General features: G+C 68.3%; 19 protein-coding genes and 1 pseudogene. 11 read left to right on the top strand and 9 right to left on the bottom strand.

Features of this window, described 5'->3' with window-relative positions; genetic code table 11:
- Window positions 1–172 precede the first annotated feature (172 nt).
- The 3 genes and pseudogenes from BGI51_RS00750 (at window position 173) to BGI51_RS00740 (ending at window position 3463) form a co-directional block, all read left to right on the top strand.
- Window positions 173–1605, top strand: a pseudogene (locus BGI51_RS00750) (PLP-dependent aminotransferase family protein).
- A 107-nt stretch (window positions 1606–1712) separates the two neighbouring features.
- On the top strand, window positions 1713–2240 hold the full coding sequence (locus tag BGI51_RS00745) for a hypothetical protein (protein ID WP_252977182.1): 528 nt from the start codon (window positions 1713–1715) through the stop codon (window positions 2238–2240).
- Between the two features lie 113 nt (window positions 2241–2353).
- Window positions 2354–3463: a Gfo/Idh/MocA family protein gene (locus tag BGI51_RS00740; protein ID WP_187980016.1), complete on the top strand. Its 1110-nt coding sequence runs from the start codon at window positions 2354–2356 to the stop codon at window positions 3461–3463.
- 61 nt (window positions 3464–3524) lie between these two features.
- On the opposite strand, the gene BGI51_RS00735 is transcribed toward BGI51_RS00740, so the two are convergent.
- Both BGI51_RS00735 and BGI51_RS00730 read right to left on the bottom strand, forming a co-directional pair.
- Window positions 3525–3692: a DUF2897 family protein gene (locus BGI51_RS00735; protein ID WP_007160578.1), complete on the bottom strand. Its 168-nt coding sequence runs from the start codon at window positions 3690–3692 to the stop codon at window positions 3525–3527.
- 48 nt (window positions 3693–3740) lie between these two features.
- Window positions 3741–4196 (bottom strand): multidrug/biocide efflux PACE transporter, encoded by a 456-nt coding sequence (locus BGI51_RS00730; protein WP_187980015.1) that lies wholly within the window; start codon window positions 4194–4196, stop codon window positions 3741–3743.
- A gap of 82 nt (window positions 4197–4278) precedes the next feature.
- On the opposite strand from BGI51_RS00730, the gene BGI51_RS00725 reads away from it, so the two are divergent.
- The 5 genes from BGI51_RS00725 to BGI51_RS00705 all read left to right on the top strand — a co-directional run bounded on the left by BGI51_RS00725 (window position 4279) and on the right by BGI51_RS00705 (window position 9923).
- Window positions 4279–5154, top strand: coding sequence for a LysR family transcriptional regulator (locus tag BGI51_RS00725; protein WP_187980014.1), 876 nt, complete (start codon window positions 4279–4281; stop codon window positions 5152–5154).
- A gap of 90 nt (window positions 5155–5244) precedes the next feature.
- Entirely contained in the window at window positions 5245–5943 is a 699-nt protein-coding gene (gene pyrF, locus BGI51_RS00720) for an orotidine-5'-phosphate decarboxylase (protein ID WP_187980013.1), read from the top strand.
- A gap of 103 nt (window positions 5944–6046) precedes the next feature.
- Entirely contained in the window at window positions 6047–6964 is a 918-nt protein-coding gene (locus BGI51_RS00715; RefSeq protein WP_007160574.1) for an AAA family ATPase, read from the top strand.
- Window positions 6961–7917, top strand: a complete 957-nt coding sequence (locus tag BGI51_RS00710) for a DUF58 domain-containing protein (protein ID WP_187980012.1) — start codon at window positions 6961–6963, stop codon at window positions 7915–7917. Before BGI51_RS00715 ends, BGI51_RS00710 begins: the two co-directional genes overlap by 4 nt.
- Window positions 7914–9923 carry a transglutaminase TgpA family protein gene (locus BGI51_RS00705; RefSeq protein WP_187980011.1) on the top strand — a complete coding sequence of 670 codons (2010 nt, stop codon included), beginning with the start codon at window positions 7914–7916 and terminating at the stop codon, window positions 9921–9923. Before BGI51_RS00710 ends, BGI51_RS00705 begins: the two co-directional genes overlap by 4 nt.
- Here BGI51_RS00705 and BGI51_RS00700 read toward each other — a convergent pair.
- The 3 genes from BGI51_RS00700 to BGI51_RS00690 form a co-directional block, all read right to left on the bottom strand.
- Complete coding sequence (locus tag BGI51_RS00700; protein ID WP_133862705.1) at window positions 9905–10084, bottom strand: hypothetical protein; 180 nt, start codon at window positions 10082–10084, stop codon at window positions 9905–9907. The two genes, BGI51_RS00705 and BGI51_RS00700, sit on opposite strands and share 19 nt — an antisense overlap.
- Window positions 10085–10158: 74 nt before the next feature.
- A complete protein-coding gene (locus tag BGI51_RS00695; protein ID WP_187980010.1) occupies window positions 10159–11433 on the bottom strand; it encodes a methyl-accepting chemotaxis protein in 1275 nt (424 codons plus the stop codon).
- Window positions 11434–11593: 160 nt separating this feature from the next.
- Window positions 11594–12424: a TatD family hydrolase gene (locus BGI51_RS00690; RefSeq protein WP_187980009.1), complete on the bottom strand. Its 831-nt coding sequence runs from the start codon at window positions 12422–12424 to the stop codon at window positions 11594–11596.
- 88 nt (window positions 12425–12512) lie between these two features.
- On the opposite strand from BGI51_RS00690, the gene BGI51_RS00685 reads away from it, so the two are divergent.
- Together BGI51_RS00685 and BGI51_RS00680 are read left to right on the top strand one after the other, a co-directional pair.
- Complete coding sequence (locus BGI51_RS00685) at window positions 12513–13943, top strand: transglycosylase SLT domain-containing protein (protein ID WP_187980008.1); 1431 nt, start codon at window positions 12513–12515, stop codon at window positions 13941–13943.
- Between the two features lie 153 nt (window positions 13944–14096).
- Window positions 14097–14402, top strand: coding sequence for a hypothetical protein (locus BGI51_RS00680; protein WP_187980007.1), 306 nt, complete (start codon window positions 14097–14099; stop codon window positions 14400–14402).
- Here BGI51_RS00680 and BGI51_RS00675 read toward each other — a convergent pair.
- From BGI51_RS00675 to BGI51_RS00660, 4 genes are all read right to left on the bottom strand, one after another.
- Window positions 14386–15462, bottom strand: coding sequence for a GGDEF domain-containing protein (locus tag BGI51_RS00675; protein ID WP_187980006.1), 1077 nt, complete (start codon window positions 15460–15462; stop codon window positions 14386–14388). The two genes, BGI51_RS00680 and BGI51_RS00675, sit on opposite strands and share 17 nt — an antisense overlap.
- Window positions 15463–15629: 167 nt before the next feature.
- Complete coding sequence (gene greB / locus BGI51_RS00670; RefSeq protein ID WP_187980005.1) at window positions 15630–16133, bottom strand: transcription elongation factor GreB; 504 nt, start codon at window positions 16131–16133, stop codon at window positions 15630–15632.
- 3 nt (window positions 16134–16136) lie between these two features.
- On the bottom strand, window positions 16137–18647 hold the full coding sequence (locus tag BGI51_RS00665; protein WP_187980004.1) for an ABC transporter permease: 2511 nt from the start codon (window positions 18645–18647) through the stop codon (window positions 16137–16139).
- Window positions 18644–19318: an ABC transporter ATP-binding protein gene (locus tag BGI51_RS00660; RefSeq protein ID WP_187980003.1), complete on the bottom strand. Its 675-nt coding sequence runs from the start codon at window positions 19316–19318 to the stop codon at window positions 18644–18646. Before BGI51_RS00660 ends, BGI51_RS00665 begins: the two co-directional genes overlap by 4 nt.
- A 148-nt stretch (window positions 19319–19466) precedes the next feature.
- Between BGI51_RS00660 and BGI51_RS00655 the strand changes: the two genes are divergently transcribed.
- Window positions 19467–20021: an arylesterase gene (locus BGI51_RS00655; protein WP_178083933.1), complete on the top strand. Its 555-nt coding sequence runs from the start codon at window positions 19467–19469 to the stop codon at window positions 20019–20021.
- Window positions 20022–20050: the final 29 nt, after the last annotated feature.

Here is a 20050-nt window from a genome sequence, read left to right as displayed (position 1 = left end):
GGGCGCGGCAAGGCCTCTGGCAGAGCCCCTGACGTCAAGGCGGGGTGCGCCGGTTCCTTGTCGTTTTTGGACATTGCCGCCTCGGGAAGGGAAGGGTTAAGGTCAGGCCTAGCTGTACCGGTATACCTTCAGGGTAGCCTGCTACTGTTCCGCTTTCGTCCAGGAAGACGCCATGACCAATCTGTTGCTCTACCAGCGCATCGCCCAGCAACTGGCGAACGACATCCGCACGGGGGTCTACAAGCCCGGCGAACGGGTGCCTTCGGTGCGCAAGCTGAGTCAGCAGTTGGGCGTCAGCCATGCCAGCGTGCTGCAGGCCTATGCCACCCTGGAAGACCAGGGGCTGATCCGGGCCCGGCCGCAATCGGGCTTCTATGTGCACCAGACCCCGGCGCTGACCGCGCCGACGCCGGACATCGCCACGGTGGAGCGGCCCAGCCTAGTGACCCGCGCGGGCATCATCAACCAGGTGCTGGCGGAATCGCGGCGGGAAGGCGTGGTGCCCCTCGGCATGGCGGTCCCCCAGCCCGACTACCTGCCCTTGCGGGCCCTGCACCAGCAACTGTCCAAGGTGACCCGTTTCCAGGCCCGCGCGGCCTTTTCCTATCTGCACAGTCCGGGCTACGAGCCCCTGCGCCGCCAGGTGGCCATCCGCCTGCGCGATGCGGGGGTGGTGGTGGGTCCGGAAGAGGTGGTGATCACCCATGGCTGCGTGGATGCGCTGCAGATGTCGCTGCGGGTGCTGACCAAGCCGGGCGACCTGATCGCTACCGAATCGCCGTCCTACTACGGGCTGCTGCAGCTGGCCGAGGTGCTGGGCCTCAAGGTGATCGAGATCCCCTGCGATCCCGAGACCGGGCTCAGCGTGGAGGCGCTGCAGCTGGCCGCGAGCCAGTGGCCGGTCAAGGCCCTGGTGGTGGCCGCGCGGCTGAGCAATCCCCTGGGGGCAGCATGCCGGAGGCGCGGCAGAAGCAGCTGCTGAGGCTGGCGGCCGAGCGCAACATCGCCATCGTCGAGGACGATATCTATGGCGAGCTGACCTACGACAGCGGCTCCAAGGCGCTCAAGGCGCTCGACAAGCAGAGTCGGGTCATCTACTGCTCGAGCTTTTCCAAGACCCTTTCGCCCGGTGTTCGCATCGGCTGGGTGGTGGCCGGGCCCTACCAGGAAGACATCTGCCGCCTGCAGACCTTTACCACCCATTCCGCCTGCAGCGTGACCCAGATGGGGGTCTCCGCCTATCTGGAGAACGGCGGCTATGACCGCCACCTGCGAGCCATCCGCCAGGAATACCGGCGCAACATGACCGCCTTCCAGCTGGCGATCCAGGAGCACTTTCCCGAAGGCACCCAGATGAGTCGGCCCAATGGCGGCTTCATCCTCTGGGTCAGCCTGCCGGTGCGGGTGGACACCCGCCTGCTGCACCAGCGTGCCCTGGATCAGGGGGTGAGCATCGCGCCGGGCATGATCTTCAGCAACACTGACCAGTTCAATCACTGCATCCGTCTCAATTGCGGTCTGCCCTGGGGGCGCGACGCTCAACGGGCGCTGATGATCCTCGGGTTGCTCGCCCGTCAGCTCTGCCAGGAAAGCCTGGCCGCCTAGCGGCACGCCTGGAACCCGCCACGGGACAGCAGAGTCGGTTGTAGAGACTTCGCCCTGTCGCGCCTGGTGCCTCGCTCCGGGGGCGATATCTTGAGTGTGGTGAGCCTATGCGTGGATACCTGGCAACGACGGTGCTGGCCGTGACCCTGCTGCTGGCGGGCTGCGATAACAAGTCACCGCCCGCTACGGCCAAGGCGCCTCCGGCAGCGGCGCCAGCGCCAGAGGCGCCGAAGTCATCGGTGGCAACCGAGCCCCAGGGCAGCGCCGCCGATCTGCGCGCCTACCGCCTGGACCCGCTCCCGACCAGGGCCTTCGTGCTGCCTGCACCGCCACCCAAGAAACAGGACCTGGCCAGGAACAGCCAGCTCAAGAAGCCTGCCGTGCCCAAGCCGACGCCGGCTGTCGCCCATCCGCTCGACCTCAGCGTGCCCGGTGAAGCGGCGTCCCCGTCGGTGAGCGCTCGTCGCCTGGGCTCGGGCAAGGCCGACAACAGCGTCGCCGAGGCGGGTCTGCTGCCGCAGCTGTTTCGCAAGGAAGGCGACCCCGGTCGTTTCGAACTGGGCGGTCGGGTAATCAGTCGGGATCGCAGCGACGACTTCGAAGGGGCGGAGGTCGAATTGCGCTTTCGGCGCTAGTCCGAGGCTGCCAGGTGGTCGGTGCTGAACATCGGCCCGGAACTTCATCGCCGCAACGCTTGCCGACAGTTCAGGTGGCGGACACAACGTCTGCCCGGATTCGGGAGCGTTCCATGCCCAGTGCGACAGGCAAGATTCGTTATGCGGTGGTAGGCGGTGGCTGGATTTCCCAGGGCGCCTTCATGCCCGGGGTCGGCCAGACCCGCAATTCCGAGATGACCGCCCTGGTCACCGGCGATCCCGTCAAGGCGCGGGATCTGGCCGCCAAGTACGGTCTCAAGAGCTATACCTACGAAGAATTCCCGGCGCTGTTGTCTTCCGGCGAGATCGATGCGATCTACCTGGCCACGCCCAATTTTCGCCATCTGGAATTCGCCGTACCGGCGCTGGACGCCGGCATTCACGTCCTGCTGGAAAAGCCCATGGCGATCAGCGAGGAAGAATGCCAGGCGATTAACGCGGCGGCTGAGCGCTCCGGAGCCAAGCTGATGATCGCCTATCGACTGCACTGCGAGCCGGGCACGGTGGAGATGATCGAGCGGGTGCGCAACGGCGAGATCGGCGATCCGCGCCTGTTTACCTCGACCTTCACCCAGCCGGTCGACACGGCCAACCACCGTGCCCAGAGCGGCTTCTGGGCCGGTCCCGTCACCGACATGGGGCCCTATCCACTCAACGCCGTGCGGGCGCTCTTTGGTGACGAGCCCATCGAGGTCAGTGCCGTCGGGGTGCAGACGCCCGGGCGCGACATCACCACCTGGGATGCCGTGACCGTGACCTTGCGCTTTCCCGAGGAGCGGCTGGCGACGTTCTCCGTCAGCTTCAGCGGCCCCAACACCGAGCGCTTCCAGCTGGTGGGCCGCAAGGGCGCGATCGAGGCCTCGCCGTGCTTCGGTTTCGGCGAAGGCGTCGCCATTGGCTATCGCCTGACGGTGGATGGGGAGACAGAAGAGTTCAAGGCGCCGGTGGTGGATCACTTCGGCGGTGAGACGGCCTATTTCTCCGATTGCATCCTCGAGGATCGTCAGCCGGAGATGGACGGGGAGGAGGGCTGGCGCGACGTGCGCGTGCTGGCGGCCATCGAGCGCGCTCTGCAGAGCGGTCAGCCGCAATCCCTGGAGCCGCTACCCAAGCGCCAGGGACCGACCCGCGAGCAGGTGCGCAGCCTGCCACTGGCGGAAGTGCCGGAATACGTCAACACCAAGGTCCCGCTGGAGTCCTGAGACTATGAAGCCCTGCCGCACGAGACGCGGCAGGGCTTCGTCTGGACAACCCGGAGCGCCATCAGCGGTCCTGGGCCTCCTTGGCATCCATCTCGGCATTGCGCTGCCGGATCTTGGTTTTCTGTTCGTCGGTCAAGGGCACCTTGCGCGCCGTGTCCTTGAGCATGAGCAGGCTGCCGACCACCGAGCCGATGGCAACCAGCAGGATCAACCAGGCATACCAGGGCATCTTTCTTCTCCTTGAATGGCTATATCGCTTCGACCACGGGAGAGGCCGTCAGTGCGCCCGGCAGCTCGCATTCGTGCGCCTGACCCAGGCGGCGTAACCCAGGTCGTAGAGCCAATTGAACGCCAGGGTATAGGGCAGGAAGAACAGGATCAGTCCCAGGTCCAGCAGCAGCGCCTGCCAGAGACCGATGGACAGCCACCAGGCGGCCAGGGGCACCAGCACAACGATTAATCCCCCTTCGAAGCCGAGGGCGTGCAGCAGCCGCACACCCAGGCCACGGGTGAAGCCCAGGCGCTCCTGCAGTCGATCGAAGCCCAGGTTGAAGACCAGATTCCAGAGCATGGCGATAGCGGAAAAGGCCGCGGTGAGCAGGCCCATGTGCCCTAGGGAGCGATCCAGCAGCCAGGCCAGGGTCGGGGTGGCGAGCAGCACCGCGAGGCCTTCGAAAAGCAGGGCATGCAGCACGCGAGCACTCGCAGGACGCTGGGTGAGCGGAATGGACATGAGACGACTCCACAATGGACAGGCCCTTAGTCTCATCGGTTAAGCTGGGGAGATCAAAATGGAATCCATAGGCTGAGCCGATATGTATCCCAATGCCGAAGCCCTCGAGGCCTTCGTCGAGGCAGCCGCGACAGGCTCCTTCAGTGCGGCGGCCCGGGTGTTGGGCAAGCGGCAGTCCAGTATCAGCGAGAGCATCGCCCGGCTGGAGGACGAACTAGGGGTGCCGCTGTTCGATCGCCAGGGCCGCTACCCGGTGCTGACGGCTGCCGGCGAGCAACTGCTCGACCAGGCCCGCGCCGTACTCTCGGCCCATGACCGCCTGGCCAATCGCGCCACCCAGCTCGCGGCCGGGGTGGAGCCGCGCCTGACCCTGGTGATTTCCGATACCTACCAGCCCACCCGCTATGAGGCGCTCCTGGCCGAGCTGGACCAGCGCTATCCGGATCTCGAATTCGAATGCCTGATCGCCGAAGACGCCGATGTGCTCAACCTGGTACAGGGGCGGGCGGACCTGGGCTTGCTGGCGGGTCAGCCGCCTTATCCGGCGGACATCGAGGCGGCAACCCTGGATGGCCTGGTGACCTTTGGCCTGTACGTGGCTGCCGATCACCCGCTGGCGGCGCTGGAAAGGGTCACACCCGCCGACCTGGCGCCCTATCGCCTGCTGCGCCTGAGCACCGTGACCGAAGCCTCCCAGCAGGTCAGTCGCCTGCCGGACACCCGCGGTCGCTGCTGGTCGGCGCCCGACTATCTGCTGCTGCTGGACATGGCGGTGCAGGGGTTCGGCTGGGCTGAGCTGCCGCTTTGGCTGGTGGCTACGTTCGGCCAAGGACGGCTGGTGGAACTGGCCGTTCCCGGCTGGCCGCAGCGGGTAGCGGTGGATGTGGTCTGGTCGCGGCGGCGGCCACTGGGTCCGGCGGGCAACTGGCTGCGCGAGCGATTGCTCAAGCCGAGTTAAAGGAGGGGAGCGCATGCCGACAGCGGCCAAGTGCCGGGGCGGCGCTTTTCTGCGAAAATGCCGGCCTTTGCCGTTTTGCCGAGAGCTCCCATGTCCGCCTGCCAGTCCCCCATCATCGTCGCCCTGGATTTCCCTTCGTCGTCCGCCGCCCTGGCGCTGGCCGACCGCCTCGACCCCGCCACCTGTCGGGTCAAGGTCGGCAAGGAGCTGTTCACCGCCAGCGCCGCCGGCGTGGTGGAAGCCTTGCGCACGCGCGGCTTCGAAGTCTTCCTCGACCTGAAATTCCACGACATCCCCAACACCACCGCCATGGCGGTCAAGGCCGCGGCGGAGATGGGCGTCTGGATGGTCAATGTCCACTGCTCGGGCGGCCTGCGCATGATGACCGCCTGCCGCGAGACCCTGGAGGCCATGAGCGGTCCCAAGCCGCTGCTGATCGGTGTCACCGTGCTGACCAGCATGGAGCGCGAGGACCTGGCCGACATCGGCCTGGACGTGGATCCCCAGGAGCAGGTCCTGCGCCTGGCCGGTCTGGCCGCTCGCGCCGGCCTGGACGGGCTGGTCTGCTCGGCCCAGGAGGCCTCGGCGCTCAAGGCCGCGCAGCCGGCGCTGCAACTGGTCACCCCCGGCATCCGGCCGGCCGGCAGTGCCCTGGACGACCAGCGCCGCATCCTCACCCCGCGCGAAGCCCTGGATGCCGGCTCCGACTACCTGGTGATCGGCCGGCCCATCGCCCGCGCCGCCGATCCGGCCCGCGCCGTGGAAGAGATCCTCGCCACCCTGAAATAAGCGGTAAACCTCCGGGACGGCGGTCGCCGGCAAAAGGTGCTGCTATTCTCGTTCTGCAGGCCGACCCCTTCTCGGGTCGGCGCAAGGCGAGAGACCTCAGGGCATGCACGATAGGTTGAACGCCTGTCTCAAGGCGGTAGACGGCGTTTTGTTGGGCAAGGAAACCCAGGTCAGGCTGGCGCTGGCCTGCCTGCTGGCGCGGGGTCACCTGCTGATCGAGGACCTGCCCGGGATGGGCAAGACCACCCTCAGCCATGCCCTGGCCAAGGTGCTGGGGCTGTCCTTCCAGCGCATCCAGTTCACCTCGGATCTGCTGCCCGGCGATATCCTCGGCACCTCGGTGTTCGATCGCGACAGCGGGCAGTTCGTCTTCCATCCCGGGCCGGTGTTCGCCGAATTGCTGCTGGCCGACGAGATCAATCGCGCCACGCCCAAGAGCCAGAGCGCGCTGCTGGAAGCCATGGAGGAGGGGCAGGTGACCATCGAGGGCGCCACCCGGCCCTTGCCCGATCCCTTCTTTGTCATCGCCACCCAAAATCCCATCTCCCAGGGCGGCACCTTTGCCCTGCCGGAATCCCAGCTCGATCGCTTCCTGATGCGCCTGTCGCTCGGCTATCCCGGGCGCGCCGCCGAGCGGGCGCTGCTGCTCGGCGGTTCCGGACGCGAGCAACTGCCGCGGCTGGAGCCCCTGCTGGATCACGCCCAGTTGCGGCTGATCCAGGCCGAGGTGCCGCGCATCCACGCCAGCGAGGCGGTGGTGGATTATGTGCTGCGCCTGGTGGAGGCCACCCGCACCCAGACCTCCTTCGCCCTCGGCCTGTCGCCACGCGGCAGCCTGGCGCTGCTGGCCGCGGCGCGGGCCTGGGCGCTGCTGGCGGGGCGCGACCACGTGCTGCCCGAGGACGTCCAGACGGTGCTGCCGGCGGTGGCCGGACATCGCCTGCGCGACATCGCCGATCCTGCCGGGCACGGTGGCGGCGCCCTGGTGCAGTGGCTGCTGCGCGAAGTCCCGGCGCTGTGACCGGCGGCGCCTGGCAGCGCTATCGAGACGGCTGGCTGACACGGCGGATTCCGCCGGCCAATCGCATCACCCTCGATCAGCGACGCATCTTCATCCTGCCCACCCGCCAGGGCGGCGCCTTCGCCATCGCCTTGCTGCTGATGCTGCTGGCCGGTATCAACTACCAGAACAGCCTGGCCTATGGCCTGACCTTCCTGCTGTTTTCCCTAGCGCTGGTGGCCATGTTGCACACCTATCGCAACCTGGCCGGCCTGCAACTGGTCGGCGGCGGCGCCAGCCCGGTGTTCGCCGGGGAGGTCGCCGGATTTCGCCTGCGCCTGGAGAGCAGTGGCCGCGCGCACCAGGGCATCGCCCTGGGCTGGCGTAACGAGCCGCTGGTGCTCAGCGACGTACCGGCGGAGGAGAGCGTCGCCCTGCAGATCTTTCACCCGGCGCCGAGCCGCGGCTGGCTGAGACCCGGACGGCTGCGGGTGGAGAGCCGCTTTCCCCTCGGCCTGTTCGTCGCCTGGAGCTGGCTGGACCTGGACGTGCGCGCCCTGGTCTATCCGCAGCCCCTGGCGACCACGACGCCACTACGCAGCGGCCAGGATGCCGGCGGCGAGGAGGGCCAGCGCCAGGCCGGACAGGGCGCCGACGACTTCCAGGGGCTGCGGCCCTATCAGCCCGGCGATTCGCGCCGGCGGCTGGACTGGAAGGCCTTTTCCCGCGGCCAGGGCCTGCTGGTCAAGGACTTCACCGCCCTGGCCGGCAGCGAACTCTGGCTGGATTTCAGCGTACTCGATGGCGACACCGAGACCCGGCTGTCCTGGCTGTGCCAGGCGGTGCTGGACTGCAGCGCCCGCCAGCTGCGCTTCGGCCTGCGCCTGCCCGGGGTGGAGCTGGCGCCGGCCACCGGCGAGAGCCAGCGTGACGCGGCGCTGCAGGCCCTGGCCCTGTTCGGACGGCCGACATGAGCACCGCCGTGCCGCAACCCATTCCGCGCATCGCCCTGATCTGGCTGCTGGTGGCCCAGGCCCTGGTGATCCTGCCGCACCTCACCCATCTGCCGCCCTGGGTCGGATTGCTCTGGGCCTTGTGCGCCGGCTGGCGGGTGCTGCTGTTCCGCATGCAGGTGCGGGCGCCGACGCGGATCGAGAAGGGCGGCCTGCTGCTCTTGACCATGGGCGGCATCTGGCTGTCGCGCGGCTCCTTCATCGGCCTGGACGCCGGTGCCGTGCTGCTGCTGGTGACCTTCGCCCTCAAGCTGATCGAGATGCACAGTCGCCGCGATGCCCTGGTGGTGATCTACCTGGGTTTCTTCGCGGTGGTGATCGCCTACCTGTTCGAGGACGGCCTGCTCGCCGCGCTCTACAGCCTGCTGCCGGTGACCGCCTTGGTGGCGGCGCTGATCGGTCTGCAGCAGAGCGCCCTGGCCAGTCGGCCGCTGGCGACGCTGAAAGTCGCCGGTACCCTGCTGCTGCAGGCGGTGCCCCTGATGCTGCTGCTGTTCCTGGTGTTTCCGCGCATCGGTCCGCTGTGGTCGCTGCCGCAACCGGGCGACCAGGCGCGCACCGGACTGGGCGACAGCATGGCGCCCGGCGAGATCGCCCAGCTGTCGCAATCCGCCGAGCGGGTGTTCCGGGTCAGCTTCGCCGGCGACCGGCCCGCGCAGCGTGACCTCTACTGGCGGGCCACCACCTACGAACGCTTCGATGGCGCGCGCTGGTCGGTCGATCCCGACACGGCCTGGAGTCCGGAACCGGCCTGGACGCCGCGCGGACTCCAACTGGATTATCAGGTTGTCATGGAGCCGAGTGGTCGGCCCTGGCTCTATGGCCTGGACGTGGCGCGCAGCGATCAGCGCGACGTGCGCCTGGCCAGCGACTTCCACCTGCAGCGCCGCCGCCCGGTGGACCAGGCGCTGCTCTACCGGGTTTCCAGCTGGCCGCAGGCCATCCGCGAGCCGGAGCGGCTGTCCGCCTCCAGCCAGCGGCGCGCGCTGCAGCTGCCCAGTGGCGGCGAACCGCGTACCCGTGCTTGGGTAGCCCAGCTCAAGACCCAGGCGTCGACGCCCGAGGCCCTGGCCCAGGCGATCCTGGCCTATTTCCGCCAGCAGCCCTTCGTTTACACCCTGCAGCCGCCTACGGCGAGCGTCGATGCCATCGACGCCTTTCTCTTCGACAACCGTCGCGGTTTCTGCGCCCACTATGCCGGCGCCATGACCTTTGCTCTGCGGGTGGCGGGCATCCCCGCGCGGGTGGTGGCGGGCTACCAGGGCGGCGAATTCAACGCGGCGGGTGGCTATCTGCTGGTGCAGCAATTCGATGCCCATGCCTGGGTGGAATACTGGCTGCCAGGGCGCGGCTGGATCAGCGTCGATCCCACCGCCCAGGTAGCGCCCGAGCGGATCGAGCGCGGCTTGCAGGAGGCCCTGGCGGCCCAGGGCGCGGCCAGTGAATTCCTCGCCGACAATCCCTTCGCCGCCAATCGCTATCGCAACCTGGCCTGGCTCGATGAACTGCGTCTGGGCTGGGACCGCGTCAACTACGGCTGGCAGCGCTGGGTGCTCAACTACCAGGAAGACACCCAGGGCGAACTGTTCAAGCGACTGCTCGGCGAGGGCTCGCTGCAACGGCTGGGACTGCTGTTGGCAGTGGTGGTGCTGGGCGTTCTCGGGGTGATGGCGCTGCTGGTGCTCAAGCCCTGGCAGCGGACCCGCGATCCCCTGCTGACGCGCTTCGGCCAGTTCGAGCGCCTGCTGGCGCGCCAGGGGATAAAGAGGCAAGGCGGGGAGCCTGCCGGCAGCTTCGCCGGGCGCGCCATGGCCGAATTGCCGGCGGCACGCGCGGCGATAATGGCGTTCTCCGCGGAGTTCCAGGCACAGCGCTATGCTGGTCGACCTGCGGATCCGGCGGCGCTATCGAGGGCGCTTAAAGCCTTGAAACGCCAGCTGCGTGAGCGTCAGACGCGCAACGACTGAGGCACGGGGAGGGCGTCGGGTTCCTGCAGGGCGAAGGCCACCAGACAGACGACGGCCGCCAGGATCAGCGGTTGCGGATGCGGATTGCCGAGTGCCTGGGCGATGCAGCCCAGGCCCAGTAACAACAGAACGGCAGAAGTGAGGGTGGTGACCGAGCGCATGGCGGTTCTCCAAAAACGTGCGGGCATCTTGCCGCCTGTCGGGCAACCGCGCGAATGCGCTCTCGCTATGAAGGCTATAGGCGCAACTGGCGGATCGCCTGATTCAGGGTTCCTGCGAGGGCGGCCAGTTCGGTGCTGGTGCTGGCCGACTCCTGCGTCAGCAGCATGGTCCTTTCCGTGACATCGCGGATGCCTACAACCGACCTGCTCATCTCTTCCGCCACCTGGGCCTGCTGCTCCGCTGCCACGGCGATCTGGGTGTTGCTGTCGCGCATCAGGGTCACGGCGGCGGTGATGTCGGCCAGGGCCTGCCCGGCGGCGCCGGCCTGGACCACGCAATCGTCGGCCTTGAGCGAACTCTCGCGCATGAATTCCACGGCATCGCGGGTGCCAGCCTGGAGGCTGTCGACCATGCGCGTGATCTCGTCGGTGGAGCCCTGGACACGCTTGGCCAGGTTGCGTACTTCGTCGGCCACCACGGCGAAGCCACGGCCGGCCTCGCCGGCGCGGGCCGCCTCGATGGCGGCGTTGAGCGCCAGCAGGTTGGTCTGCTCGGCGATGCCGTGGATGACGTTGACCACGCTGGTGATGCGCTCGCTGTTCTCGGCCAGCTCCTGGATCATCACCGCGGTCTGCTGCACGCCCTGGGACAGGTCGGCGATGGAATGGCCGACGCGCTCCACCGCCTGCTGGCCGGCGCCGGCCAGGCGATCGGCCTCCTGGGACTGGTCGCGGGTGCCGGCAGCGTGCTCGGCGATCTGCTGCACGGTGGCGCTCATCTCGTTGATCGCGGTGGCGGCCTGGTCGGTCTCGTGCTGTTGATCGTGCATGCCACCACGGACGCCCTGCATGCCGCTGGCCAGGCGCCCGGCGCCTTCGTCCAGGCGCGAGGCGCTGGCGGCCACGGTACCGACGACGCGGGTGTAGCTGTCCTGCATGGCGTTGAAGGCCTGGGTCATCTGCCCAACCTCGTCACGCCCGCGCACCTCGACCCGGGCGGTGAGATCGCCGTCGCGCTCCACCCGCAGCATGGTGTCCTTGAGGCGCTGCAGATTGCCGAGGATGAAGCGGATCAGGAGCTGCGAGGCCACCAGCAGCACCAGCATCAACACACCCACGGCCAGGGCGTATTCCGGCGCCCGGGCGATAAAGATGTCGCCGAAGGTCGGGGCGCTCAGCCTGGCCGCCGCGTCGCCCACGGCGGCCTTGACCGCCTTGAGCTGTTCGGCGCGACCGGAGACTTCCAGCTGCATGGCGAACAGCACCAGCAAGAGGCTGGTGACGAAGGCGACGGCGTTGACCGCCCAGAATTTGTACTTGAGGGAAATATCGCGCAGCCAGGCAAACATAGGGGGCATCCAGTCGGCGGGGCCGCACAGCCTGGCAGGCCGGCGCGCCCCGGATCTTGACTGGCGTCAACGTCCTGCAGGGAGGAGGGTGACGCCGCGGAACAAGCCCTGAGGTTAACGGCTCCGGCCTACGCGACTTTAGCGCAGCGGCGTCCTGCGCCTAGTCGTAGTCCTCCACCCGCTCTGGCTCGGCGATCTCCGGCAGATCGAAGAAGGCACGAGCGGTGGCGGTGGTGTGCAGGGCGGTCTGCTCCGGCGTTTCGTTGCGCAGGCGCGCCACGGTGCGCAAGATCTCCGGCAGGAAGGCCGGTTCGTTGTGGCCATGGCGCGGCTTGGGTCTGAGGGTACGCGGCAGCAGGTAGGGGGCATCGGTTTCCAGCATCAGCCGACCGACCGGGATCTGCCCGACCAGCTCGTGCAGGTGCAGGCCACGGCGCTCGTCGCAGATCCAGCCGGTGATGCCCAGGTGCAGGTCGAGATCCAGATAGCCGTAGAGCGCCTTGCGCTCGCCGGTGAAGCAGTGCACCACGGCGGCCGGCAGATGGTCGCGATAGTCGCGCAGGATCGCCAGCATCCGCTCGCTGGCGTCGCGTTCGTGGAGAAACACCGGACGGCGCAATTCGGCGGCCAGGGCCAGCTGTTCCTCGAAGCAGCGCTCCTGCTGCGGTCGCGGGGTGAAGTCGCGATTGAAGTCCAGGCCGCATTCGCCCAGGGCCCGCACCTTGGACTGGCCGGCCAGGTCACGCAGGGTCCTGGCCGCGGCTGCGTTCCAGGTCGAGGCTTCGTGGGGATGGACGCCCGCGGTGCTGAACAGGGCTTCGCCGGCGTCCAGGCGCAGGCAGAGATTGAGGGCGTTCTCGCTGTCTTCCAGGGTGGTACCGGTCAGCACCAGTTGCATCACACCGGCGGCCTGGGCCCGCTCGATCACCGCATCCACCTCCTTGAGCAGGCTGGGGTGGGTGAGGTTGACGCCGATGTCGATCAATTGCATGGTGCGGACCTTCTACAGACTTTGTTCCATCATTCTATCCGTAGTCCGGGTGCTATCGGCGCTGTCCCGGCCAGGTCAGGAGTCCTGGATGCCGTTTCGATTCACCCTTGTCATCCTCGGCTGCCTGCTCGCCGGTTCCGCCCAGGCACGGCTCGGCGCGCTGCCACCCGAAGCACCACGGCATGTCGCGGCCCGCGACCTGACTGCCATCGAGCGTACCGGCGAGTTGCGCGTCCTGGTCAACCAGAGTCGGCACAGCTCCGGCGAATGGAACGGCCAGGCGCTGGGCATCGAGTATCGGCGCCTGGAGGCCTTCGCCCGCTACCTGCGGCAGCGGCCCGGCGGCCGGCCGCTGCGCCTGGTCTTCGTGCCCAAGGCCAAGGACGACCTCCTGGCGGCGCTGCAAAGAGGCGAGGGCGATCTGGTGGCGCCGGGCGAAACCCTGCTGCCACCGCCGCATTCGGCCCTGATCGCCGCGTCGGTGGCGGCGCCTGCCAGCCTGGTGGTAGTGGGCGGACGTGGTCAGCGCCTGCCACGGCATCTGGAACAACTGGCCGGGCGCCGGGTGGTGCTGCCCCAGGGCAGCGCCGCCGGCCCGGCCCTGGAACGGCTCAACGCCCAGCTGGAGAAGCGCAGGCTGCGGCCGGTACAGGTCGAGTGGGCCGATCCCACCCTGGCGGTGGAAGACGTACTGGAGCTGACCCAGGCCGGCATCTATCCGCTCAGCGTCGTCGAGTCCGGCCTGGCGCATCGCTGGACACGGGTGCTGTCGCGCCTGCGGGTCGCCGATCGGGTGGTGGTGGCCCATGACCAGGCGCAGCTCTGGTATCTGCGTGCCCCGGCGCACCAGCTCGCCGAGCGGATACGGGCCTTCGCCCGGCAACCCCAGGCGCGTGACGACGACAAGGCCTTTCGCCAGGCCTATGCGCGCCGCTATCAGGTGCGCGATCCGCTACAGGCCCATGACCGCAAGCGCCTGGCCCAGGTGCGACCGCTGCTGCAGCGCTACGCCAAGGCTTACGACTTCGACTGGCTGACCCTGGCCGCCATGGCCTACAAGGAATCCGGCCTCGATCCCCATGCCCGCGGTGCCGGCCGCGCCGCGGGGCTGCTGCAGATCACCCCGCGGGCGGCGCGCAGCGTCGGGGTACGCAACCTGCATTCCGCCGAGGACAACGTCAAGGCCGCCACCCGCTATCTGGCGCGCCTACGGCGAGAATTCTTCTCCAGTCCGCGGCTTGCCGAGCGCGAGCGCCGCGCCTTTACCCTGGCGGCCTACAACCTCGGCCCGGAGCGCGTCCAGGCGCTGCGGGCCAAGGCGCGCAAACAGGGTCTGGACGGCGATCGCTGGTTCTTCCAGGTCGAACGCATCGCCGCCGAGGAGGTGGGTATCGGGGTGGTCAACTACGTGGCCAGCGTCAACAAGTACCGGGTGGCCTTCAGTCGTGAACGGGCGCGCCTGGAAGCACCGGCCGTGGCGGCGACGAGCCCCAGGGCGATCCGCCGCGAAGACGGGTGAAGCCCGCTTGACAGGGCAGTCTGGCCCTCCCTAGGATGATCCTGCGCCGATTTAAACAGCAACTTGCGGGGCGCTTACAAATACCGCTAAAGCGTTGGACGGAACAGGCCTCGTACTACCGCCCAGCTGGATCCACGAGGCGGAATTTCGTCCATGCTACCTCTCCCGCTACGCCTTACCCCCCTGACCCAGGGCAAGCTCGCCAGTCATCCCGCCATCCTGCTCGGCGGTCCCGATCAGCCCACCCTGCTGCGCTATCTCGAAGGCTGGCCGAGGCGCTGGCCCCACAGCCGTACCCTGCAGATTCGCTTCGCCGACCGCGCCGAACAGCTGCGTGGCTTTGCCGACGACAGCTTCGACTTCGCCGTGGTGCAGTCGCCCGGCCAGGCCGGTCTCGCACCCCTGGTGCGGGAATTGACGCGGGTAGCGCGGCAGGGCGTGATCACCCGGCGGCGCTAGCGCGGGCATCAGCCAGACTGAAGCCTCCCTTGCCGGCCAGCTTGGCGGTGTAGAGCGCCTGGTCCGCCCGCGCCAGCAAGGCCGGACTGTCCTCCGTGGTCCGCTGCAGGGCGATGCCGATGCTCACGCTCGTACCCTGAGGCACCAGACGGCCGAGGATACGCCGGGCCAGATCCTGAGCCCCGTTTTCGGTGGCGTCCTGCACCACCAGCAGGAACTCGTCGCCGCCCAGGCGTCCGGCGAAATCACTTTGCCGCACGCTCAGAGTCAATACCTCGCCGCAGGTTTGCAGCAAACGATCGCCGGCGGCATGGCCCTGGGCGTCGTTAACACCCTTGAAGTCGTCCAGATCGATATAGAAGACCGCCACGCGCCCAGACCCTGAACGAGGTCGGTGCAGGGCGCCCTCGAGCAGCGCGAGGATGCCCGCACGGTTGTAGAGTCCGGTCAGGCTGTCGTGAGTGGCATGCCAGCGGCTATCGAGTTCGGCCGTCAGTGCGCGGACCAGGGTGCGATTGAGCCTGTCCAGCAGTATCCAGTTGGCCGTGAGATAGAGCGGTGCCTGCAGCAGGAACAGCCGCAGCATGGGCTCGGGCTGGAACAGGGTGGCCAGTTTCATCGGGACGTCGGTGAGCAGGATCTGCAGGAAGGCATAGCGTGGAATGCCCTGGTTGCGCATGGTGATGGCCCCGTTCATGGCCACTGCCGAGGTGCAGCCCAGCACCTGCAGCACCCCATCGCCGCTGATAACGCAGGCGGCCGTGCCCACACCCAGGGTAGCCGTCCAGAGCAGCCCGAGTACCAGTGAAACCTCGCTGAGCCATGGCGGCGCCAGGCCGTCCATCAGCTGGATGCAGTGCAGCAGCACCAGGCGGGTGAGCCAGATCAGGGTATCGAGAATCATCCAGCCGAGGAACAAGGGCGTGGGATGCAAGAAGGCGCAGGTCCAACTGATCAAAAGACTGTTCAGAGCGCCGACGAACATGGCGCTCCGTGAGGAAAACGGGCCGGCCAGCAGCTGCTGCTGCAGATTTTCGTCGAGCGGGTTCCGCGTGGTCACGAGCCAACGTAGTGCAGGCTGATTAGGCAAAGCGTAGAGCGTCGGCGCTCTCATGCCGCGAATCCTTGCTTGAGAAGGGGGCGGTCCTCCGCCGTATGCGCCGTGGATGTTGCCTTATTTTTGTGATGTAAATCACGTTTTTCGGACGAGAGTATCTGCCGACTCGATCAGTTATCGAGGTATTCGATCTCGACGATGTACCAGCGCTGTTCGCCAGCCGGCGTCTGCAGGCGGACTTCCGCGTCCAGCGCCTTGCCGACCAGCGCCCGCGCCAGGGGCGAGTCGATGCTGATGAGGTTCTGCCGGAGGTCCAGTTCGTCCGGGCCGACGATGCGATAGCGCTTCTCGGCGCCGTCATCGTCTTCCAGGGTGACCCAGGCGCCGAAATAGACCTTGCCCGGATCGGCCGGGCGCTCGCGGATCACCTTGAGATTCTCCAGCCGCTTGCGCAGGAAGCGCACTCGGCTGTCGATCTCGCGCAGCATCTTCTTGCCATAGATGTACTCGGCGTTCTCCGAGCGATCGCCCAGGGCGGCCGCCTCGCTCACCGCCTGGGTGACCTGGGGCCGGCGCACGTTCCACAGCTCGTGGAGTTCGGCGCGCAGCCGGGCTTCGCCGGCGGCGGTGATCAGGGGCGTGCCGGCGGTGCGCGGCGGACGGTAGCGACTCATGGATCAGCTTTCTCTCAGGATCAGTAACGGACTGGCGGTGAGGGCCCGCCGCGTGCCCAGCAGGCCTGCCGTGCCGACCAGCAGCGCGCCCAGCACCGGCAGGAGCAACAGCCAGGGGTGGGGTTGCCAGTCCAGGTCGAAGGCCAGCCGGTAGAGCAGGGCGCTGACGATCTCGCAACCGAGCGCCGCGAGCAAGCCACTGGCACCGCCGAGCAGGATGAATTCGGTGCGCCGCGCCCGTTGCAGCAATTCGCGCCGGGCACCCAGGGCGCGCAGCAGGGCGCCCTGGCGGATGCGTTCGTCGAGGGTCGCCTGCAGGCCGGCCAGCAGCACGGCGATACCGGCGGCCAGCACGAACAGCAGCACGAATTCCACGGCCACGCTGACCTGGCGCAGGATGCTGCGCAGCTGGTCGAGCAGGGCATCGATGGGCAGCAGGGTCACCGCCGGGAATTGCCGGGCCAGGTTCAGCAATTCGCGGTCGTGGCCGGGCGGCAGGTAGAAGCTGCCCAGGTAGGTGAAGGGCACGTCCTTCAGGGCGCCCGGGGCGAAGATGACGAAGAAGTTCGGCTGAAAGTTGTCCCAGCTGACCTGCCGCAGGCTGGTGATCCGCGCTTCGATCTGGCGGTCACCGATGATGAAGCCCAGGGTGTCGCCCAGGCCGACGCCGAGGCTGCGGGCCAGTTCGCTTTCCAGCGAGACGCCGGGCAGCTCGCCGGCGGGCAGCGCATCCCACCACTGACCGGCTTCCAAACGGTTGCCGTCCGGCAACCCAGCCGACCAGGTCAGATTGAGATCGCGCCGGGTGGCACGGCCACCGCGGGAGTCGTCTTCCAGGCCTTCCTGGGCCGGATGCCCCTTCACGCTGACCAGCCGCCCCTGCACGATGGGATAGAGCGGACTGGCGTGGGGCGAGAGCTCGCCCACCGCCGTGGCGAAGGCCTGGCGCTCGTCCGGCAGGACATTGAGGGCGAAGTGATTGGGTGCCTCGGCCGGCAATTGCGCCTGCCAGCGTTCCAGCAACTCGCCCCGCAGCAGCAGCACCAGACTCATGGCCAGCAGGATCAGGCCGAAGGCCAGGGTCTGGCCCACCGCCGCCAGCGGATGGCGCAGCAGTTGGCCCAGCCCCAGCCGCCAGGCCAGGGGCGCACCCTGCATCCCCCGGCGCAGGCCACGCAGGGCCAGGTACAGCAGGCTGCCGAACAGCAGCCCGGCGAGCAGGCCGCCCACCAGCAGCGCCAGGGTCAGGCGCAGGTCCAGCGACAGTCGCCACATGATCAGCCCCAGGGCCAACAGGGCGCAGCCATAGACCAGCCAGGTGCGCAGGGGCACCGGCTGCAGGTCGCTGCGCAGGACCCGCAGTGGCGGGACCCGCCCCAGGGCGGCCAGTGGTGGCAGGGCGAAGCCGACCAGGGCGACCATCCCGGTGCCCATGCCGGCCAGCGCCGGACCGATCCCGGCGGCCGGCAGGCGCGCCGGCAAGAGTCCGTGCAGCAGCTCGAACAGCACCAGCTGCGCCAGCCAGCCGAGCAGGGCGCCGAGCAGACTCGCCGCCAGGCCCAGCAGCCCCAGTTGCAGGCCGTAGAGCATCAGGGCGTCGCGCCGGGTCAGGCCCAGGCAGCGCAACAGGGCGCTGGCGTCGAAGCGCCGCGCGGCGAAGCGATTGGCCGACAGCGCCACCGCTACACCGGCCAGCACCACCGCCACCAGACTGGCCAGACCGAGATAGCGCTGGGCGCGCTCCAGGGCGTTGCCCAGTTGCCGATTGCCGTCGCCCGGTCCCTCGAAGCGCTGGTTGGCGGCCAGGGCCGGGGTGAGGGCCTGGCGATAGGCGGCCAGTGCCTGGGATTCGCCGCGCCAGAGTTCGCGATAGCGCACCCGACTGCCGGGCTGGATGACCCCGGTGGCGGCCACGTCGTCGAGATTGATCAGCACTCGTGGCGTCAGGCTGTAGAAGTCACCGGCGCGGTCGGGTTCATAGGTGAGCACCCGGGTAATGGTGAGGGCCTTGCGGCCGATGTCCAGGCGATCGCCGACCTTGGCATCCAGCGCCAGCAGCAGGCGCGGCTCGACCCAGGCCTCCCCGGGCGCCGGAGCGCCGCCCGGCTGTTCGGGACCGTCCGGTACCGCGGCGCTGCGTACCTCGCCGCGCAGGGGGAAGTTGGCCTGGACCGCCTTGACGCTGGCCAGTTGCAGGGCCTCGGCACCTGCCGCCATGGTGCTGAAGTTGAGCGAACGACTGTGTTCGAGGCCGAGCTGCAGGCCGGCGTCCACCTGTTCCGGACGGGGCGGTTCGCTGCCCAGCAACACCAGGTCGGCGGCGAGGAATTCGCTGGCGCGATTTGCCATGCCCGCGCCGAGGCGGGCGGTGAAGTAGCCGATGGCGACGCTGGCCGCGACGGCGATCACCAGCGCCAGGCAGAGCATGCGGATCTCGCCGGCGCGGAGTTCTCTCAGACTCTGCCGCCAGGCCAGGCCGAACAGCCGGGCGAAGGGGAGACCGGTGCGCCTCATGCCGCGACCTGCCGACCGCCTTCCAGGCGCAGTTGGCGGGCGCAGCGCGCGGCCAGGCGTTCGTCATGGGTCACCAGCACCAGCGTCGTGCCCCGCTCGCGATTGAGTTCGAACAGCAGATCGCTGATATGGGCGCCGGTGCGGCTGTCGAGATTGCCGGTGGGTTCGTCGGCGAAGAGGATGCTGGGTCGCGGCGCGAAGGCGCGGGCCAGGGCCACCCGTTGCTGCTCGCCACCGGAGAGCTGGCGCGGATAGTGCCGCAGTCGCTCGCCCAGGCCGACCCGGTCCAGCAGGGCCACCGCCTGTTCCCGGGCCTGGCGCACGCCCTCCAGTTCCAGCGGCAGCATGACGTTTTCCAGCGCCGTGAGGCTGTCCAGCAACTGGAAGGACTGGAAGACGAAGCCCACCCGTTCTGCGCGCAGGCGGGCGCGGGCGTCTTCATCGAGGGTGTCCAGCCGCTGACCGGCGAGATGGACCTCGCCGCCGCTGGGCAGGTCGAGACCGGCCAGCAGGCCGAGCAGGGTGGACTTGCCGGAACCCGAGCTGCCGACGATGGCCAAACTGTCGCCGGCCTCCAGTTGCAGATCCAGCGCCTGGAGGATCGGCAGCGCGCCTTCCGCGCCCGTGACGACCTTGCTAAGGTCGCGTGCCAGCAGTATGACTTCGCTCATGAGGATTCCGATGCCGTATTCGAAGGGCCCGCACGCGGGCGGCTGTGGCGAGTTAGAGTCAAAAAGCCGGGCGAAGTCCAGTGCGCCTTTGCGCCAAGGCATTGCCTGGCTGCTGGCCGTGCTTTGCCTGACCCTGACGCCCCTGGCCATGGCGCGCACCCTGCTGGTGGTGGGTGACAGCATCAGCGCCGGCTACGGCCTCGCCGAAGGCCAGGGCTGGGTGCGGCTGCTGGAGCGGCGCCTGCAGGAGCAGAAGCTCGATTATCAGGTGGTGAATGCGTCCATCAGTGGCGACACCACCGCCGGTGGCCTGGCGCGCCTGCCAAAGCTGCTGGCCGATCATCAGCCCACGGTGGTGGCCATCGAGTTGGGCGGCAACGACGGCCTGCGGGGCCAGCCGCTGGCCCAGTTCGAGCGCAACCTCACCGCTCTGGTGGAGCAGGCCAAGGCCAGGGGCGCCCGTGTCCTGCTGCTGGGCATGCGCCTGCCGCCCAACTACGGGCCGCGCTATACCGACGGCTTCGCCCAGGTGTATACCGACGTGGCCAAGGCCCAGCAGGTGGCCCTGGTGCCCTTCCTGCTCGAAGGAGTGGGCGGCGATCCCGCCTTCATGCAGCCGGATGGCATTCATCCTCAGGCCAATGCCCAGCAACGTCTGCTGGACAACGCCTGGCCCCAGTTGCAGCCGCTGCTGCGCGACTGAACGTCGGACTTTTCCCCGGCGGGGCTTTC

Origin of the sequence: Pseudomonas oryzihabitans (assembly GCF_014522265.1) — a bacterium.
Lineage (GTDB): Bacteria > Pseudomonadota > Gammaproteobacteria > Pseudomonadales > Pseudomonadaceae > Chryseomonas > Chryseomonas aestiva.
Note: the sequence above shows the minus strand (reverse complement) of the source record. Positions and strands in the feature narration are given on the sequence as shown.

Excerpts from the sequence above, each read along its gene's own strand:
- BGI51_RS00705 (WP_187980011.1), top strand. The coding sequence starts at position 7,914 with ATGAGCACCGCCGTGCCGCAACCCATTCCGCGCATCGCCCTGATCTGG.
- BGI51_RS00680 (WP_187980007.1), top strand. The coding sequence starts at position 14,097 with ATGCTACCTCTCCCGCTACGCCTTACCCCCCTGACCCAGGGCAAGCTC.
- BGI51_RS00730 (WP_187980015.1), bottom strand. The coding sequence starts at position 4,196 with ATGTCCATTCCGCTCACCCAGCGTCCTGCGAGTGCTCGCGTGCTGCAT.
- BGI51_RS00740 (WP_187980016.1), top strand. The coding sequence starts at position 2,354 with ATGCCCAGTGCGACAGGCAAGATTCGTTATGCGGTGGTAGGCGGTGGC.
- BGI51_RS00695 (WP_187980010.1), bottom strand. The coding sequence starts at position 11,433 with ATGTTTGCCTGGCTGCGCGATATTTCCCTCAAGTACAAATTCTGGGCG.
- BGI51_RS00655 (WP_178083933.1), top strand. The coding sequence starts at position 19,467 with ATGGCGCGCACCCTGCTGGTGGTGGGTGACAGCATCAGCGCCGGCTAC.
- BGI51_RS00745 (WP_252977182.1), top strand. The coding sequence starts at position 1,713 with ATGCGTGGATACCTGGCAACGACGGTGCTGGCCGTGACCCTGCTGCTG.
- BGI51_RS00700 (WP_133862705.1), bottom strand. The coding sequence starts at position 10,084 with ATGCGCTCGGTCACCACCCTCACTTCTGCCGTTCTGTTGTTACTGGGC.
- BGI51_RS00725 (WP_187980014.1), top strand. The coding sequence starts at position 4,279 with ATGTATCCCAATGCCGAAGCCCTCGAGGCCTTCGTCGAGGCAGCCGCG.
- pyrF (WP_187980013.1), top strand. The coding sequence starts at position 5,245 with ATGTCCGCCTGCCAGTCCCCCATCATCGTCGCCCTGGATTTCCCTTCG.
- BGI51_RS00660 (WP_187980003.1), bottom strand. The coding sequence starts at position 19,318 with ATGAGCGAAGTCATACTGCTGGCACGCGACCTTAGCAAGGTCGTCACG.
- BGI51_RS00690 (WP_187980009.1), bottom strand. The coding sequence starts at position 12,424 with ATGCAATTGATCGACATCGGCGTCAACCTCACCCACCCCAGCCTGCTC.
- BGI51_RS00715 (WP_007160574.1), top strand. The coding sequence starts at position 6,047 with ATGCACGATAGGTTGAACGCCTGTCTCAAGGCGGTAGACGGCGTTTTG.
- BGI51_RS00685 (WP_187980008.1), top strand. The coding sequence starts at position 12,513 with ATGCCGTTTCGATTCACCCTTGTCATCCTCGGCTGCCTGCTCGCCGGT.
- greB (WP_187980005.1), bottom strand. The coding sequence starts at position 16,133 with ATGAGTCGCTACCGTCCGCCGCGCACCGCCGGCACGCCCCTGATCACC.
- BGI51_RS00665 (WP_187980004.1), bottom strand. The coding sequence starts at position 18,647 with ATGAGGCGCACCGGTCTCCCCTTCGCCCGGCTGTTCGGCCTGGCCTGG.
- BGI51_RS00735 (WP_007160578.1), bottom strand. The coding sequence starts at position 3,692 with ATGCCCTGGTATGCCTGGTTGATCCTGCTGGTTGCCATCGGCTCGGTG.